Annotated in this window: 14 protein-coding genes, 1 tRNA gene and 1 rRNA gene; 5 read left to right on the top strand and 11 right to left on the bottom strand. The window is 41.7% G+C overall.

What is annotated here, in order from left to right:
* Window positions 1–41: 41 nt before the first annotated feature.
* The 6 genes from MHN79_RS08750 to typA form a co-directional block, all read right to left on the bottom strand.
* Entirely contained in the window at window positions 42–950 is a 909-nt protein-coding gene (locus tag MHN79_RS08750) for an ABC transporter permease (RefSeq protein WP_239172572.1), read from the bottom strand.
* On the bottom strand, window positions 947–1,918 hold the full coding sequence (locus MHN79_RS08745) for an ABC transporter permease (protein WP_239172571.1): 972 nt from the start codon (window positions 1,916–1,918) through the stop codon (window positions 947–949). Before MHN79_RS08745 ends, MHN79_RS08750 begins: the two co-directional genes overlap by 4 nt.
* A gap of 31 nt (window positions 1,919–1,949) precedes the next feature.
* The gene (locus tag MHN79_RS08740) at window positions 1,950–2,777 is read right to left on the bottom strand and encodes an ATP-binding cassette domain-containing protein (protein ID WP_239172570.1); all 828 of its coding nucleotides are present in this window, start codon (window positions 2,775–2,777) and stop codon (window positions 1,950–1,952) included.
* Window positions 2,777–3,706: an ABC transporter ATP-binding protein gene (locus MHN79_RS08735; protein ID WP_239172569.1), complete on the bottom strand. Its 930-nt coding sequence runs from the start codon at window positions 3,704–3,706 to the stop codon at window positions 2,777–2,779. Before MHN79_RS08735 ends, MHN79_RS08740 begins: the two co-directional genes overlap by 1 nt.
* A 15-nt stretch (window positions 3,707–3,721) precedes the next feature.
* Window positions 3,722–5,398: a peptide ABC transporter substrate-binding protein gene (locus tag MHN79_RS08730; RefSeq protein WP_239172568.1), complete on the bottom strand. Its 1,677-nt coding sequence runs from the start codon at window positions 5,396–5,398 to the stop codon at window positions 3,722–3,724.
* A gap of 331 nt (window positions 5,399–5,729) precedes the next feature.
* Window positions 5,730–7,559, bottom strand: a complete 1,830-nt coding sequence (gene typA, locus MHN79_RS08725; protein WP_239172567.1) for a translational GTPase TypA — start codon at window positions 7,557–7,559, stop codon at window positions 5,730–5,732.
* Between the two features lie 483 nt (window positions 7,560–8,042).
* Between typA and glnA the strand changes: the two genes are divergently transcribed.
* From glnA to MHN79_RS08705, 4 genes are all read left to right on the top strand, one after another.
* Entirely contained in the window at window positions 8,043–9,452 is a 1,410-nt protein-coding gene (gene glnA / locus MHN79_RS08720) for a glutamate--ammonia ligase (protein WP_114785849.1), read from the top strand.
* A 177-nt stretch (window positions 9,453–9,629) separates the two neighbouring features.
* Complete coding sequence (gene glnL, locus MHN79_RS08715) at window positions 9,630–10,685, top strand: nitrogen regulation protein NR(II) (RefSeq protein WP_239172566.1); 1,056 nt, start codon at window positions 9,630–9,632, stop codon at window positions 10,683–10,685.
* 28 nt (window positions 10,686–10,713) lie between these two features.
* Window positions 10,714–12,117 (top strand): nitrogen regulation protein NR(I), encoded by a 1,404-nt coding sequence (gene glnG, locus MHN79_RS08710; protein WP_239172565.1) that lies wholly within the window; start codon window positions 10,714–10,716, stop codon window positions 12,115–12,117.
* Between the two features lie 597 nt (window positions 12,118–12,714).
* On the top strand, window positions 12,715–13,140 hold the full coding sequence (locus MHN79_RS08705) for a hypothetical protein (RefSeq protein WP_239172564.1): 426 nt from the start codon (window positions 12,715–12,717) through the stop codon (window positions 13,138–13,140).
* Here the strand turns inward: MHN79_RS08705 and MHN79_RS08700 are convergent.
* Window positions 13,114–13,680, bottom strand: a complete 567-nt coding sequence (locus MHN79_RS08700) for a hypothetical protein (RefSeq protein ID WP_239172563.1) — start codon at window positions 13,678–13,680, stop codon at window positions 13,114–13,116. The genes MHN79_RS08705 and MHN79_RS08700 overlap by 27 nt on opposite strands.
* 9 nt (window positions 13,681–13,689) lie before the next feature.
* Window positions 13,690–14,283 (bottom strand): helix-turn-helix transcriptional regulator, encoded by a 594-nt coding sequence (locus MHN79_RS08695; protein WP_239172562.1) that lies wholly within the window; start codon window positions 14,281–14,283, stop codon window positions 13,690–13,692.
* A 102-nt stretch (window positions 14,284–14,385) separates the two neighbouring features.
* On the opposite strand from MHN79_RS08695, the gene MHN79_RS08690 reads away from it, so the two are divergent.
* Window positions 14,386–15,219: an SMP-30/gluconolactonase/LRE family protein gene (locus tag MHN79_RS08690; protein ID WP_239172561.1), complete on the top strand. Its 834-nt coding sequence runs from the start codon at window positions 14,386–14,388 to the stop codon at window positions 15,217–15,219.
* A gap of 699 nt (window positions 15,220–15,918) precedes the next feature.
* Here MHN79_RS08690 and MHN79_RS08685 read toward each other — a convergent pair.
* The 3 genes from MHN79_RS08685 to rrf form a co-directional block, all read right to left on the bottom strand.
* Complete coding sequence (locus MHN79_RS08685; RefSeq protein ID WP_239172560.1) at window positions 15,919–16,629, bottom strand: ester cyclase; 711 nt, start codon at window positions 16,627–16,629, stop codon at window positions 15,919–15,921.
* Between the two features lie 244 nt (window positions 16,630–16,873).
* Window positions 16,874–16,964 (bottom strand) — tRNA-Ser (locus MHN79_RS08680).
* A 59-nt stretch (window positions 16,965–17,023) separates the two neighbouring features.
* Window positions 17,024–17,116, bottom strand: a 5S ribosomal RNA gene (gene rrf, locus MHN79_RS08675); the annotation flags it as partial.

Raw genomic sequence — 17,116 nt, 5'->3', positions numbered from 1 at the left:
GATATCAACCTGCTTGCAAGAAAACAGGCCAAAGTGTTTACCTATGATTTAGGATCAATCGCTTCTTGTAACCCATCTCCCAAGAAATTAATTGTAATCACCGTCATTAAAACCATAAGACCGGGATAGACAGCGGCCATAGGATAAAGCCACATAGCTTCGCGAGCGTTTTGCAACATATTACCCCAAGATGGTGTCGGTGGGTTAATACCAAAACCCAAAAAGCTCAATGCGCTTTCAGTTAAAATCGCACCGCCGACACCCAATGTTGTAGCTGTGATCACAGGGGCTATCACATTGGGAATAATATGTCTTACCATCACAAACCAATGACTCGCACCGTAACCAATGGCCGCCTGAACATATTCCCTGTGTTTAACAGAGAGAGTATTCGAGCGCACTAAACGAGCGGCAAAAGGCCAGCCCAAAATGGAGAGCACCAGCACTAATCGGTAGATACTAAAACTATCACTGCGAACCAGTTCTTCAGACAGCCCAAGCTTGGTCATGTCGACACTTTGGATCAGTATAAGCAACATAATGCTTGGCAAGCTAATAATAAAGTCGGCACTGCGCATGATAAATGCGTCAACTCTACCGCCATAGTAGCCAGCTATCACTCCGAGCACCGTGCCTATAACAGATGTGGTTAAGGCAGCCATAAAAGCAAATGTCAGTGAGACTTGGCCACCAAGCAGTAAGCGGGTAAAAATATCACGCCCCAGCTCATCGGTTCCTAACAGATTGAGACCACTAGGTGGGGAGAAGCGAGAGAACAAATCATCGGCATAGGGATCGACACCTAACCAAAGTGCAATAGGATTTGCTCCGAAGCAAACCAGAGCCAATAGGCATAAAAACACCAATGACAACATGGCCAGCTTATGCCGAGATAAGCGCTGAGCGACCTGAAACCAAGGGTTTTGACTGCGTTTTACTATATAACTCATTGGACGCCCCCCTTAGTTAAATCAATTCTTGGATCGACTTTTGAGTAAAGAATGTCAGCAATAAAGTTCATCACAAGTATCGCTGTCGTCGCGACCATAAAACAAAGCATGGCAACGTTGTAATCATTACCATTTATTGAATCAACGGTTAATTTCCCGATACCAGGCCAACTAAAAATCGTTTCCGTCAATACAGCACCGCTCATTAATCCTGCCACATCCATTGCAAGCACAGTGATCATTGGAAGCATGCCATTTTTGATACAGTGTTTTAGTAGCACACGAGTCGACGACAATCCCTTTGCCTTCGCGGTGCGCACAAAGTCTTGGCGAAAGACCTCAAGCATACTTGAGCGCATAAAACGTGAAATGGATGCGATGCTGAGCAAGGTTAAACTCAATATTGGCAAAATCATATATTCAAGCTTTGCCAACCCTTGTGCACCCTCAGCCTCGCCTGTACCTCCTGCTGGAAACACAGGCAATACCACGGCAAACACCATAATCAACATAAGAGCCAGCCAAGCTGCCGGTGTCGACAAAAATAGGTAGGTTAAGCCGCTAATAATGTAGTCTGTCGCTTTGTTTTTCTTAACCGCACACAAAACTCCAATCGGTAAAGCAATTAAAATCGACAACAAAGTGCCACTGCCCACCAGAATTAAGGTATTTTTCATTGCGTCCCAAAGCACATCAATTGCAGGCTGGGCAAACATACGTGAGTATCCAAGATCACCATGCATGGCATCTTTTAGCCAAATAAAATATCTCACGTAGACGGGTTTATCCAAACCCTGCTCAGCTTTAAGCCGAGCAATATCTTCCGAAGTCATGCTTGGATTACTTTGCACCAACAAATCAATCGGGTCGCCAGGCATAAGCCCCATCAAGTTGTAGGCAGCAAATGATGCTAAAAAGAGTACCAGCACCATTTGTAGGAAACGAGAAATAAGAAAGCGTTTCATCATCGTCCCCCTATCTGTGGATTATTTGTTACTTTCATGCTGATTTTCTCTCGATCTGATTACGACGTCTTACATTACCGATATCAGGCACTGCATTAAGTAGCTCTTGGCTATATGGGTGCTTAGGATGTGCGAAAAAGCTCGCCTTATCCGCTTGCTCGACAATCTCACCATTTTTCATCACGACCACTTCATCAGCCAAGTGGTATACCACTGCCATATCATGACTAATGAAGAAAAAGGCGATTCCATGTTCCTCTTGCAGATCTTTAAACAAGTTCAAGATTTGAGATTGTACCGATACATCCAGAGCAGAGAGCGGTTCATCAGCAATAATAAGCTCAGGCTTCAACATCAGGGCTCGTGCAATAGCAATACGCTGCCTCTGACCTCCTGAAAACTCATGAGGGTATCGAGTGAGCACATCTTCATGCATCCCAACCCACTCTAGCACCTCCAGCGCACGGTCTCGCTGAGAGTGTCGATGACCAATTTTATTGACTTTCATTGGCTCAATTAAAGAGTCTAAGATTGGCATTCTTGGGTTAAGCGCAGAGTAAGGATCTTGAAAAACTAAACCTATCCGTTGACGTATTGGCCTTTGCTGTTTAGAACTCAGGCGCGACACCTCTTGACCGGCTATGTAAATCTCGCCCGATGCAGGTCTATCTAGCATGCTGACCATCCTACCTAAGGTGGACTTTCCAGATCCAGACTCTCCGACCACAGCCAAGGTCTTGCCTGCTTCTAGGCTAAGGGAAACGTTTTTGGTCACATGCAAGTACTTAGGCTTTCGCCCAAAAGCAGAGCCAGCCTCAAGCACATAATACTTGTGCAAATTATTAACTTTTAATAGCGCCATCAATACCCCCTCACCATTTGCTCATTACGCTGCTTCGCCAGTTGGGTATAATGGTCGAAAAGCTCAGGGCATCGATCGCGGAATGTATAATTGTCACCCCGCTGGTCAAGAGGTGGAACACTCCCCGGTATTGCTGGCAAACGTTTAATATCAACCCCGACTCGCGGTATGGTATCGAGCAATGCCTGGGTATAGGGATGTTGTGGATTATCAAAAATATCATTTACATCAGCAATTTCGACTACTTGCCCTGCGTACATCACCATAACGCGATCAGAAATTTGCGACACCACACCAAGTGAATGACTGATAAATTGGATAGCAGTGCCTGTGGTCTCTCTTAGCTCTTCGAGCAAATCAAGGACTTGGGCTTGGACTGTCACATCCAATGCTGTGGTTGGCTCATCAGCAATCAATACTTTAGGTTTGCAGGCAAGTGCCATGGCAATCATGACTCGCTGACGCATACCACCAGACAGCTCATGAGGAAACGCTTTCGCTCTCTTTTCCGGATAGGGTATATGTACTTGCCTTAGCATTTCTATTGCCCGGTTCATGGCTTCAGCTTTAGATACGCCTTCATGAACCAAAAACATTTCCGCCACTTGTCCACCAACGGTAACAACAGGGTTAAGCGCCGTCATAGGCTCTTGGAAAATCATACCTATGCCTTCACCACGGATGTGCTGATAACGCTTCTCACTCATACCTACTAGGTTTTCACCCGCAAATAGAATCTCACCCGACAGTGCCAGCTTTTTATCCAAAAGCCCCATGACTGCAAGTGAAGTCAGTGATTTTCCACAACCTGACTCACCCACTACGCCTAAAATTTCACCAGCATGAATTTGATAGCTGATCTCTTTCACCGCAAGGTGTGGCCCCAAAGCCACACTCATATTACGAACGTCTAATACTACTTCACTCATAGACACACCAACCGCTTAATTGGCCCGGGCCCAGTTTTCCGCCCAGAAGCTCGAATAATACTGATGCCCTGTCGGTTCAACGCCAACAAGCCACTTGGGATAGATATAGCTCTCAGAGCGGTAGTAAAGGGGAAGGGCTGGTAAATCGGTAGCATAAAGATTCTGCAAGCTCTTCCATAACGCCTTGCGTTTTTCTGCATCCACTTCAGCTTCAAGTTGGTCAATCAAGCCGTCCATTTTAGCATTTGAGTAACCCGCATAATTTTGCCCAGACCAACCATTCTCTTTGCTAGGGATATGCTCAGAATGCAATATTGTGTTGGGTAAGCCTTCTGGTGAACTTGACCAAGCAAACATAGCTAAGCCTTTATGTTTGCGCTCATTAAGAGTTGCGCCAAAGTAAACGCGCGCAGGCTGGTTATTAATCACCACTTTAATGCCAACTTTCTTCCATTGACCTTGAGCAAATTGCTGGACCAACTCACGGGTTTTATTACCAGCCGTGGTCATAAACTCTAGCTCTAATGGCTGACCATCTTTCATCTGTACGCCGTTGACCAGTTTATAGCCAGCCTCTTTAAGCAGCTGCTTAGCCTTCTCTGGGTCGTAGTTGTAGAAAGGTGTATTAGGGTCAAATGTCGAATCCAGAGGGTTGACGCTTGTTGTTGCTACAGGTTGCTTGCCCTGAAATAGCTTTTGCGTCAGCAGCTCGCGGTCAAGGCCGTAAAGCAGTGCTTGGCGCACCCTAACATCGCTTAGATGAGGGTTATCCAGCTGTATGTCCAAGTGCTCATACAAAGCGGCAGGTCGAATATCAACATTAAATTTACTGCCATAGCGTTTATCAAACTGTAGAGCTTGATCTAACGTCAAACCAAGCTCGCCCGGAATATAGTCAATATCGCCAGAGAGAAGGTTAGCCTGCAGGGCCTGAGTATCAGTAATGGTTTTTATGGTAATGTTTTCAAAGTGCGGCGCTTTGCCTTTCCAATATGGATTGCTGGCAAGCTTTACAAACTGACCTTGCTTAGCTTGCTCAATAATATAAGGTCCGTTGTACAAACCAGGATTCGTTTGATCAGTCACGTACTTGGTCTTAAGGTGATACTCTTTAGGATTAGCTTTAAAAATAGGTTCTTCAAGATGACGGGGAAGAATCTTTGGCCTCAGGCTAGAATTGTACTCATACGTGATTCTATCGATATACATATCAACCGTTCGGTCATCAATCACATCCATTCTCTCAATTTGCCGAACCAATGATAACTCAGGGTTACCTTGAACATCTGACGATGTTGCCACTTGATGCCAGAAGGCAAGATCTTGGCTGGTGACTGGAGTACCGTCGCCCCAGAACAAATCTTTTTTCAGCCGAATGGTCATTTTTATCCCTTGCTGACTTTCTCCTGGTTTAGCGTCTGGTCGGTCAATAATGCTAGCCAAGCCATTTTCAAATGTCGGAACCTGCTCACACAAATAGCAGGTTAATTGCCAGTTTTGGTCAAAACCAATGGAATCGCGCTGAGTAAAACCGCGGATATAATCTCTAGCTACGGCACTATCTATGGCTGGGTGAAGGGTTGCTGGATACTGAGAGACACCAATGGTCAATGAATCTTCAGCTGAAATAGCGGGAGTGCTCAGTAGTGCTGCACTGCAAAATGTTGCTAAAAGGGTCTTGTTGAGTTTCATACGATCTCCATATCGAAAGCACACTCAGAGTCTTATTTATTAATCGTTTAATGCCCTGAGATTGAGATAAACCAAGATGCGCAGTGCCGTAAACAAATAGGGGTTGGAAATTCATCTCGAAAGAGGTTTTGTCCAGTAAGAACCATTATTTGCTCGTTGTACGTACGCTACGATCCATGTATGCGAGCAAACAATATGCATTAATTGCTCGATCAACTCAAGCATATGATATTTATTGCAAAAATAATTGAGTGAGGATTATTTGTGGAATCAGGGTATAAAAAAGCCCCACTGAAAGACTTCAGTAGGGCTTATAAAAGAATCCGCTAGACTATTTCGCGTTACGAGCTTCTCGCTTACGATCGCTTTCTGTAAGGAACTTCTTACGAATACGGATGCTTTCTGGCGTCACTTCAACTAGCTCATCATCATCGATAAACTCAAGTGCTTGCTCTAGAGTCATAATGATTGGCGGCGTCAGAACCTGAGCATCATCAGTACCAGAGGCGCGAACGTTGGTTAGCTGCTTACCTTTAAGCGCGTTAACCGTCAAATCGTTGTCTCGGCTATGAATACCAATCACCATACCCTCGTATACTTCCACACCATGACCGATAAACATACGACCACGTTCTTGTAGGTTAAACAGTGCGTTAGTCAGAGCTTTACCCGCCGCATTGGCAATTAATACACCGTTAATACGCTGACCTATGTTGCCACCTTTGTGTGGACCATAGTGATCAAAAGTATGATAAAGAAGACCAGAGCCAGATGTTAAGGTCATAAACTCAGTTTGGAAACCAATCAAGCCACGCGATGGCATAACAAAGTCCATACGTACTCGACCTTTACCATCAGGTGACATGTCTTTCAGCTCACCTTTACGCAAGCCAATGTTTTCCATGATGCCGCCTTGGTGCTCTTCCATAACATCAATAGTTACGGTTTCAAACGGTTCCATTAGCTGACCGTCTTCTTCCTTGATAATAACTTCAGGGCGAGATACCGCGAGTTCAAAACCTTCACGGCGCATGTTCTCAATCAAGATAGAGAGATGAAGCTCACCACGACCAGAAACGCGGAATTTGTCTGGATCGTCTGTTTGTTCAACGCGCAGTGCCACATTATGCACTAGCTCTTTTTCAAGACGCTCAAGGATATTACGTGAGGTAACAAACTTACCTTCTTTACCTGCAAATGGAGAGGTATTGACTTGGAAAGTCATGGTAACCGTTGGCTCATCAACCGACAGTGCAGGCAAAGCTTCAACCGCGTTTTGCGCACAAATAGTGTCTGAAATTTTAAGCTCACCAAGACCTGTAATCGCGATGATATCACCGGCGTTCGCTTGATCGACTTCATGGCGATCTAAGCCAAGGTAGCCCATGACAGTGCCCACTTTACCATTACGCGTCTTACCATCGGCACTGACTACCGTCACTTGCTGGTTTGGTTTGACGCTACCACGTGTAACACGTGCCACACCAATTACACCTACGTAAGAGCTGTAATCAAGCTGAGACACCTGCATTTGAAGCGGGCCATCTAAGTCAACTTGAGGCGCAGCCACTTCTTCAACGATAGTTTGAAATAGTGGTTCCATGTCATCGCCAGTTTCACCTTCTTCTAGTGAAGCCCAGCCATTTAATGCAGAAGCGTACACCACTTTAAAGTCTAGCTGCTCATCGGTGGCACCTAAGTTGTCAAACAGATCGAAAACTTGGTCCATTACCCAGTCAGGACGAGCACCTGGACGGTCAATCTTGTTGATAACGACAATAGGCTTAAGGCCATGTGCAAACGCCTTTTGAGTAACAAAACGAGTCTGCGGCATAGGACCATCAACCGCATCAACGATCAGTAGTACTGAATCTACCATTGACATAATGCGCTCTACTTCACCACCGAAGTCCGCGTGTCCAGGAGTATCGACGATATTGATGCGGTAGTCATTCCAGTTAATCGCGGTATTTTTCGCAAGAATGGTAATACCACGTTCTTTCTCGATATCGTTCGAGTCCATGACTCGCTCTTCTGCCTCACCGCGAGACTCTAGGGTTCCGGATTGCTGCAATAGTTTATCAACCAGGGTGGTTTTACCGTGGTCAACGTGCGCAATAATCGCGATATTTCTTAAATTATCAATCTGTGGAGTAGCCATGGACCTTGATTCACTTATAAAGGAAGCAACCCTCTTAAATCGTACATTTAACGAGCACTGCTTATTTGATTAAAAAAACGACCGTAATGTACCAGATTTTAGCGAAAAACCCAGAAATATGTGATCTGATACATTAGTTTTCTTCGCAACCCATGCGAAAAAATACCTATATGTCTACCAATACACCATTACTCGTTGACATGAGTAGTATTTATTAGCGCAATGAAATAATCTTGGACTTCTAGTATAAACAAATCATTTTTCCGCACCAACATGGTGCAAACAGAGTCCACATCGGTGCAATATTTTGCACCAAAACAAGGAATTTATTTTTAATATATTGATTTTAAAAGATAAAAAAACATGGCATGGTACTAGCTTGTGTAGAGTCAGCATCGATTAATACCAATGAAATTAATCAATGCTAGATTTGTTTATTTAATCGAGCTTCTACCGCTTTAATAACACTGGAGGTTATCCAAGATGTCAGTTGAAAATGTTCTGTCACTGATCCAAGAGAATGAAGTTAAGTTTGTGGATCTACGTTTTACCGACACTAAAGGGAAGGAGCAACACATCTCCATCCCGGCCCACCAAATCGATGCCGATTTCTTCGAAGAAGGCAAAATGTTCGATGGTTCTTCCGTTGCAGGCTGGAAAGGTATCAACGAATCAGACATGGTGATGATGCCAGACGCTTCATCTGCCGTCCTTGACCCATTTACTGAAGATGCCACTCTCAACATCCGTTGTGATATCCTTGAACCAGCTACCATGCAGGGTTACGACAGAGACCCTCGCTCAATTGCAAAGCGCGCAGAAGACTTCATGCGCTCTACCGGTATTGCCGATACTGTTTTAATTGGTCCTGAACCAGAATTCTTCCTATTTGATGACGTCAAATTTTCAACCAACATGTCAGGTTCGTTCTTCAAGATTGATGATGTTGAAGCTGCGTGGAACACAGGCTCTGATTACGAAGAAGGCAACAAAGGACACCGTCCTGGCGTTAAAGGTGGGTACTTCCCTGTAGCTCCTGTCGACTCATCCCAAGACATCCGCTCTGCTATGTGTCTTATCATGGAAGAAATGGGGCTTGTGGTAGAAGCTCATCACCACGAAGTTGCCACAGCAGGACAAAACGAGATCGCAACTCGCTTTAACACACTTACATCGAAAGCCGATGAAATCCAAGTCTATAAGTACGTAGTACACAATGTTGCGCACGCCTTTGGCAAAACAGCGACATTCATGCCTAAACCGTTAGTGGGTGATAACGGCAGTGGTATGCACGTTCACCAGTCTCTAGCAAAAGACGGCGTCAACCTATTTGCAGGTGACAAGTACGGCGGCCTTTCTGAGACCGCGCTTTACTACATTGGTGGTATCATCAAACACGCTCGTGCCATTAACGCCTTTGCTAATGCATCCACTAACTCGTACAAACGCTTAGTTCCTGGTTTTGAAGCACCTGTAATGCTCGCTTATTCAGCTCGAAATCGAAGCGCTTCGATTCGTATTCCAGTCGTACCAAGCCCTAAAGCAAGACGTATTGAAGTTCGTTTCGGCGATCCATCAGCAAACCCATACTTATGCTTTGCTGCAATGCTTATGGCTGGCCTTGATGGAATTAAAAATAAGATTCACCCAGGCGAAGCTATGGATAAGGATCTCTACGACCTGCCTGCTGAAGAAGCTGCAGAGATCCCAACCGTTGCATACTCGCTAAAAGACGCGCTTGATTCACTCGATCAAGATCGTGAGTTCTTAACAACTGGCGGTGTGTTCTCTGATGACTTTATTGATTCTTATATCGACCTTAAATCGCAAGATGTTGCACAGGTCAACATGACCACTCATCCACTTGAGTTTGAACTGTATTACTCTGTGTGATTCATTACTGAATCAGCAATTAAAATAGGCTCACAGATAGGTGGGCCTTTTTTCTATCAAGCTTTGACTGTGGGAAACAAACTTTTTGCTTCGCTTAGCAGCATAATTAATCCATACTAAGTTATCGCACCAATTTGGTGCAAAATTTGATAGTGTTATCATGGATGAGGATCAGATGTGAATAGTGAGCTCAACAGCATCATACTCAGTCACCAAACCACGGCTGTGATTATCATTGACGAATCTTTTCAAATTCAATATTTGAATGCTGCCGCCGAACAGCTATTTGCTCATAATGCTAAGCGTATCACCGAGCAAAAGCTAACCAACCTATTGCAAAATCCATCCATTGATTTAGATTGGCTATTACGACCCGTTCAAACAGGTCAAAGCATGACAGACAGTAACTGCACATTAATAATCGATGACAGGCCGCTGATTCTAGAGGTGACTACCAGTCCAATCACCTGGCACAAACAATTGCTGCTTCTGGTTGAGCTAAGAAAAGTAGAAGAGCAGCGTCGCTTATCCCAAGAGATCCATCAACACGCACAGCAGCAAGCTGCCAAGCTTTTAGTTAGAGGGCTGGCTCACGAGATAAAAAACCCTCTTGGCGGTCTTCGCGGCGCGGCGCAGCTTTTAGAGCGAATGCTCCCCGATCCTTCAATGGTCGAGTACACCCAAATCATTATTGAGCAAGCAGATAGGTTGAGAGTACTGGTTGACAGACTGCTAGGGCCACAAAGACCAGGGGAAAAGAAATGCCAAAACCTGCATCTTATCCTAGAAAAAGTGCGTCAGTTGGTCGAACTAGATACCGAGCCCCATATAAAAATTGAACGAGACTATGACCCTAGTCTGCCTGAATTCATGCTTGATGCAGACCAAATAGAGCAAGCAATGCTGAACATTGTCAGTAACGCAGGTCAGATCTTACAAGACCAAGCTTATGGCCATATCCTGATACGTACTCGAACAGCGCACCAAGTCAATATACATGGCCAAAACTACAAGCTGGCAGCAAAAATCGACATCCTAGATAACGGACCGGGAGTACCCGAAAATCTGCAAGATACTCTGTTCTATCCAATGGTCAGTGGCAGAGAAGGGGGGACTGGCCTTGGGCTATCCATCGCCCAAAACCTAATAGATCAGCACCAAGGGAAAATTGACCTAGAAAGCTGGCCAGGTCACACAAAATTTACCATCTACCTACCAATTTCGATTACATGAATAGTATAACTGAAAGGATAAATGCCCTATGAGTAAAGGATACGTCTGGGTTGTCGATGATGATAGTTCTATTCGCTGGGTGTTAGAAAAAACTCTCTCATCAGCGAATATAAAGTGCGAGACGTTTACCGAAGCAGAAAGTGTTTTAGTGGCTTTGGAGCGCGAAACACCGGACGTTTTAGTATCAGATATTCGTATGCCAGGCATTGATGGTATGGATTTATTACAGCGTGTTAACCAAAGTTATCCCAACCTACCTGTTATCATAATGACCGCCCATTCAGACCTAGATGCCGCGGTTAATTCCTATAAAAAGGGAGCCTTTGATTACTTACCTAAACCATTTGACGTCGACGACACACTCAACCTAGTTGAAAGAGCACTGTCCCATAATCAAGAGCAGAAACAGGCTCAAAGCTTAAACCAAATCAATAGCAACAGTACGCCAGAAATCATAGGCGAAGCGCCAGCAATGCAAGAAGTCTTTCGTGCCATTGGTAAGCTTTCACGCTCGTCAATTTCTGTGCTGATCAATGGAGAGTCTGGTACTGGTAAAGAGCTGGTTGCTAAAGCGCTTCACAGGCATAGCCCGAGAGCATCTAAGCCTTTTATCGCACTTAATATGGCTGCCATACCAAAAGATCTCATAGAGTCTGAGTTATTTGGCCATGAAAAAGGTGCCTTTACTGGCGCTGCTAGCATACGCCAGGGTCGTTTTGAGCAAGCTAACGGTGGCACGTTATTTCTCGATGAGATTGGCGACATGCCACTTGATATTCAAACTCGCTTATTGCGCGTACTATCTGATGGGCAGTTCTACCGAGTTGGTGGCCACTCACCAATACAAGTTGACGTGCGTATAATAGCCGCGACACATCAACATTTAGAAAGTTTGGTCAATGAAGGTGATTTTCGAGAAGATTTATTTCATCGACTCAACGTGATACGCGTGCACATTCCAGCACTGCGTAAACGAAAACAAGATATCGAGAAGCTTACCTTACACTTTCTATCCGAAGCCGCCAAAGAGCTTGAAGTAGATGCCAAAACGCTTCACTCATCCACAATTCAAGCTCTTAGTAAGCTCAATTGGCCGGGCAATGTTAGACAACTCGAAAATACCTGTCGCTGGCTGACTGTTATGGCGAGTGGAGGAGAAGTCTTACCTTCAGATCTCCCTACTGAGCTCTTTACCACAGTCGAAGGCTCAAGCGATAAAGCATCGACAAGTTGGCAAAGTCAATTGGCGGTGTGGGCCAAAAGCTCACTATCAGAGGGAAGTACCGAAATCCTCACCAAAGCGTTACCTGAATTTGAACGAATTCTTCTGGAAGCGGCTCTTGAGCATACCAGAGGCCATAAGCAAGACGCTGCGAAAGTGTTGGGTTGGGGGAGAAATACCCTAACAAGAAAACTCAAAGAACTTTACTAGTCAAAAAAACCCCGTGACTAAATAGTCCCGGGGTACAAACCAATTGGCTTATGGCTTCATAACAGGGCTCTATCAAGAACCCTGAGATATACCATCTCCGAAAAAAAAGCATATCTAGCCAATAAAAAGCGTATTGAACTTGTGTCGTTTCCATCCAACTTCCTAACAGCAGCCACCATAACATAGGTGTCCTCAAAAAATGACTACAAGCATTATATAAAACTAGATTTTGTGATATCACACACTATAGTTACAACCATCAGCAAAGAAATAAGTCATTTAATTATCTAATGACTAGTTAAACTAGGTGATTACACCTGTGGCAATATAAGCCTTAAATTTTCTCTACTGGATCAAGGGTCTGAAATAGTCTTATCCTATGACTTAGCGATTACCAAAGAATAATTTATTTAATTACGGCATAGTTATAGGGAACATATTAAATCCTAATGATTAACAAATTAAACATAAACCTTATTGATTGTTGTGAGGTATTTTGTATTGGTGTATATTATATTTTTAATCTAAAATATAATATCTATAATAATTATCAGTTTAATGTTGAAAAATTATATTTTATAAAATAAACATATTATCATGAAGACTTCATTACTAAGATCACTTCGCCTTAGGAGTGGCTACCCAACTGCTACAAAGTTTGCAAAAGAATTGGGTCTTAACATCAGAACTGTAAATGCACATGAGCTAGGCACTAGGCCAATAAATGAGAAGTATGCCAGAATATATGCTGATGTTTTATCTGTTGATGATTGGAGAACATTATTAACCAAAAAGGAAGTTGAACCTAGCTTGCTATTTCACTCTTTCAATCGAGAAATGGAAGCTATTATATATATATCAACAATTTTATCTGAAATAAAAAACATCAACACAAAGCAAAGGGTAGAAATTATATCATCATTAACTAGAGATAACGATATAATTAACCGTTACTATAATGAAAAAATTAACAAAGAAACTGTTATTAAAGAATGCCTAAATGTTATAAATTCTATTAACTAAATCTCTTAAGTTGCATGTACCTTGATAGTTATTTTCATGAAGATAGTAATTATTATTGATGCATTCATCTATTTTTTTTATGATGTTAAATATTTTTTGTTTGTTTTCAATCACATCTCTGGCGAAGCTCAGTGAACGATAAGGTTTAGCTTCAGTGGCAAGAGCTAGTCCTTGAAATATACCGTTAACTTCGGAGGCATATGTTATACCATGATCTAAACCATGCTCTCTTCTTTCCCCACTAAGTCTTTTTTGAGAAATTGTCAGTGGTTTAATCGAGTCCCAAGGGAGGATGATTTGGGGATTATTTTCTAGCATGCTCGAACCTGCATTTACTAAATGACATTGGTGAAAATTTTCAGGAGTAAAAAAATAGGAACTCCAATCTTTATTAGACGACCAGTAAATCTTGTCTTTTGTAACTACATTTTCTCTAAAAAAAGCAATGTAGTTGCATCCACACTCTTTCTCCAAATCTCTATATAAAGATTTTAGAGTTCGGGTTAAGTTTTCTATTCCGCTTAAGTCACTAGAGTTCATAGTATGCCCTTATGATAGATATCTTATCTGAATTACTTTCATTATATCAAGAGGTTTATATAGATTTTCAATTGTACCATTACCAGTGTCTAAGGTTAGGAGACTATTTTCTAAGCTAATTATAAAGCCCGAATATCTTATACCTTCATTTGAAGTCACGATATAGAGCCTGTTTTTAATGGGTACTTTAGCCGCTTGTGAGGCTATAACAATATCTCCTGAAGAAAGCCATGGTCTCCAATCGTTATTCGAAATTGTTATAATTTCGAGTTTTTCAGACCTATACCTATCTATTAGCCGAAAGGCATCATCATAAGCGACTGACAGATCGTAGAAATCTAATTGTCTAGTCTCTTTTAGTGTAGGAGAATTACCTTCTCCAGTTCTAAGCCAATCAACATTTATATTGAGCTCTCCTCTAAGAGCTTCGGACAAAATGATTGATACCCTCTCTGATGTCTCAGCTTTTTTGCTTGACTCCCACTGCCTTAAAGTAGATGGAGAAATACCATATCGTTCAGAAAACGACGTTCGTGAGTGGTTTAAGAGGTGCCTCAGATATTGAACACGATTTCCAGATGTTATGAATGGATTGTCTGCCATATATCTCCCAATAAAACTGTAGCATTAAGCATCAAACTTTAGTTATTGTATAGTAGAACGAAAATCGAGCTGTGTGAATGCTAAATAACAAGGTACATAATATTGACTAAAAGTATTAAAATTTTTAAAAATATCGTATCTGAGGGAATAAAGTTTCCTGAAGGTTCTCGTTGGCATAATGGACAATTATTTTTTTCCGATATGGATGGTCATGCTGTTTATAGGGTTAAAAATGAAAATACTATAAAGCTTTTTGATATACCGTTTCCTTCAGGTCTCGGTTGGTTGCCTACTGGAGAAATGCTAATCTCATCTATGATGGATAATTATAAAATTTATAAGTGGGATGGTAGAGAGCTGACCTTACACTGTGATTTATCATCAGCTACAGAGTTCTTTATAAATGATATGGTAACTCATTCTAATGGTGATACCTATGTGGGAGACATCGGGTTCCATTGGGATACACCCGAGAATAAAAAGACAGGTAAGATCTTTAAGGTCGATAAATATGGTAACTACTGCATAGTTGACGATAGTGTCATTTTCCCAAATGGTAGCGTTATCTATGATGGTTATCTATATGTGGCCGAATCATTCAACGGCACTGTATCTAGATTCAAATTAAAAAATAATGGAATGCTGGCCAACAAAGAATTTTTCTGCCAAGTTGATAATTTAATACCTGATGGAATATCTTTGGATAAAGAATTAGGTGTATGGGTTGCTGATCCGTTTGGTTTAATGGGTGTTGTACGTATAAATGGAAATAGCGAAATAACACATCGGATAGATTTACCAAATGGATACCTTGCATTCGATTGTGTCCTCGGTGGTGAAGATATGAAAAACCTTTATATTATGAGCTCAACGCGAGATCGCAAACATGGCCGGATAGATATAGCTAGAGTTGAAACAGCCGGTATCAGGATGTAACCTCAAAGAATAGCTAAAACATCGCAGTATTTCTTTACAAAAGAAAAATTTGGTATGTAAATTTTATAGGAATTTTTATTAATGTTAATTTCTATAATAAAAGTTAGGCCATTATTTTTAGACCTACTATTCATTGCGAAATAGAAATGCTTTTTGAGTACTCAAGGATTTCTATTTCAATGCAGCCCTAAAAACTTTAGTGGCTTCATAATTGTCGCTATACCGACCAATAAATGACAAAGAAGGCATTAAGCATAACTGGATAAACATAAGATATTTAGTGTTTTTCAGGCAGATATTATAAATGAGAACGCCTTAAACTTCTTTGAACTCAATCATTATTAACTTATAAACATTACCGATGAATATAAAGTAAGTGCTTCTACAGGAAATTTTGAGATATTTACTAAACACACATCAAAATGTACCAATCTGTACCAAAAATGTTCTTTTTATTGATGGAAATGTTTAATGTTGGTATAGTTATTATGTACGTGGACTTACTACTCTAGCTTGTGTCATTAAATTTTTTGATGTCTTGGGCAGACTAATTTTTCCACAAACCATAGTTATTGCTAATGTAATTTTGTTTTTTGGGTATGAGTCTCATGCCCTCTTTTTTATTTTGCAAGTATTACAGTGAAGAGTGACTTTAGCGAATACCTAGATTGCTAGAGCACCGAACGCAAAACCTTTTTACTAAGCGTCTCTCGAATGAAGCTTTTCTAACCCAATGTGTATTAAGAGTTCTAATATGTGGTTTGACATCGCCCAATCAAAAATATCTTTTCGAGAGGTCAAGCCAAGGATCGGTAGTATCCTCTCGATATGGGTTCTGAAAGTGGTGTATTTGATATTGAGCTTCGATAAGATGAGTGTATTATCACAACGCAAACAATTGAGTGCGAGACAATCTATTTGTCTTTTTGTCAGACTGAGTCCTAAGATATGATTGAGCCTAATGTAAATATCATCACTGACATTTTCTACAACAATAGGAGTATGTGACGATATCTGCTCTATAACCGCACCGATTTGGACATCAGCGCTGTAAGTTTGTATTCTTCCATCAAACATGACAAGCTCTGTCGTTCCTGAGTACTGAATTGGCTTTCCAGTTGGAGAGAAACCAAAAAACTCACCTAAATGATTCCCCTCGACTTCCCACTCAATATCCACTTTATCATTGGAAATATTAAACTTTTTCTCGCGATAGGAAAGATTGGGAAATCCCCTAAACCAAACGGAAAATGCATTAGTGAGCGTATCTACCCCTACACTCTGTTTTAGAGGTGACTTTACCAGAATTTGATGCGACAAAAATTCATCCAAACCTTCCTGAACACGTTCTAGCCAAACATGCTCCATAAAATTTCTCGCTAAGCGAGCATTTGGATCCCGATGTTTCATACTTTTTACAACATATTTTATTTTCTATTTAACGGAATAGGCATGGGTTAAATATCAAAATTGATTGAAGACAATAAGCTTATTGTTCCATATATTTAACTTAAATGGTAACTATGAAGTATTATGAAGTTGCTTGAAATGTAAAAATAAATAGACCGAATGGTTAACTTTAAGGTCCAAACAAAGGAATTTTAGACAAAGTAATTAATAAAAAAGCCGCTGTAAAAACAGCGGCTTTTAGATGTGGCGGAGAGATAGGGATTTGAACCCTAGATACGCTATTAACGTATGCCGGTTTTCAAGACCGGTGCTTTCAACCACTCAGCCATCTCTCCATAATATGTAATCTCACTAAAGTCTTATTTTATATTGCTTTAGTTCGATATTGTTTAAAGCCTGGCGATGTCCTACTCTCACATGGGGAAGCCCCACACTACCATCGGCGCTATTGCGTTTCACTACTGAGTTCGGCATGGGATCAGGTGGG

Origin of the sequence: Vibrio sp. Of14-4 (assembly GCF_022347625.1) — a bacterium.
Classification (GTDB): domain Bacteria; phylum Pseudomonadota; class Gammaproteobacteria; order Enterobacterales; family Vibrionaceae; genus Vibrio; species Vibrio pristinus.
This window is presented reverse-complemented; position numbering and strand designations above follow the sequence as displayed.

Excerpts from the sequence above, each read along its gene's own strand:
- MHN79_RS08750 (WP_239172572.1), bottom strand. The coding sequence starts at position 950 with ATGAGTTATATAGTAAAACGCAGTCAAAACCCTTGGTTTCAGGTCGCT.
- MHN79_RS08745 (WP_239172571.1), bottom strand. The coding sequence starts at position 1,918 with ATGATGAAACGCTTTCTTATTTCTCGTTTCCTACAAATGGTGCTGGTA.
- MHN79_RS08740 (WP_239172570.1), bottom strand. The coding sequence starts at position 2,777 with ATGGCGCTATTAAAAGTTAATAATTTGCACAAGTATTATGTGCTTGAG.
- MHN79_RS08735 (WP_239172569.1), bottom strand. The coding sequence starts at position 3,706 with ATGAGTGAAGTAGTATTAGACGTTCGTAATATGAGTGTGGCTTTGGGG.
- MHN79_RS08730 (WP_239172568.1), bottom strand. The coding sequence starts at position 5,398 with ATGAAACTCAACAAGACCCTTTTAGCAACATTTTGCAGTGCAGCACTA.
- typA (WP_239172567.1), bottom strand. The coding sequence starts at position 7,559 with ATGGCTACTCCACAGATTGATAATTTAAGAAATATCGCGATTATTGCG.
- glnA (WP_114785849.1), top strand. The coding sequence starts at position 8,043 with ATGTCAGTTGAAAATGTTCTGTCACTGATCCAAGAGAATGAAGTTAAG.
- glnG (WP_239172565.1), top strand. The coding sequence starts at position 10,714 with ATGAGTAAAGGATACGTCTGGGTTGTCGATGATGATAGTTCTATTCGC.
- MHN79_RS08705 (WP_239172564.1), top strand. The coding sequence starts at position 12,715 with ATGAAGACTTCATTACTAAGATCACTTCGCCTTAGGAGTGGCTACCCA.
- MHN79_RS08700 (WP_239172563.1), bottom strand. The coding sequence starts at position 13,680 with ATGAACTCTAGTGACTTAAGCGGAATAGAAAACTTAACCCGAACTCTA.
- MHN79_RS08695 (WP_239172562.1), bottom strand. The coding sequence starts at position 14,283 with ATGGCAGACAATCCATTCATAACATCTGGAAATCGTGTTCAATATCTG.
- MHN79_RS08685 (WP_239172560.1), bottom strand. The coding sequence starts at position 16,629 with ATGAAACATCGGGATCCAAATGCTCGCTTAGCGAGAAATTTTATGGAG.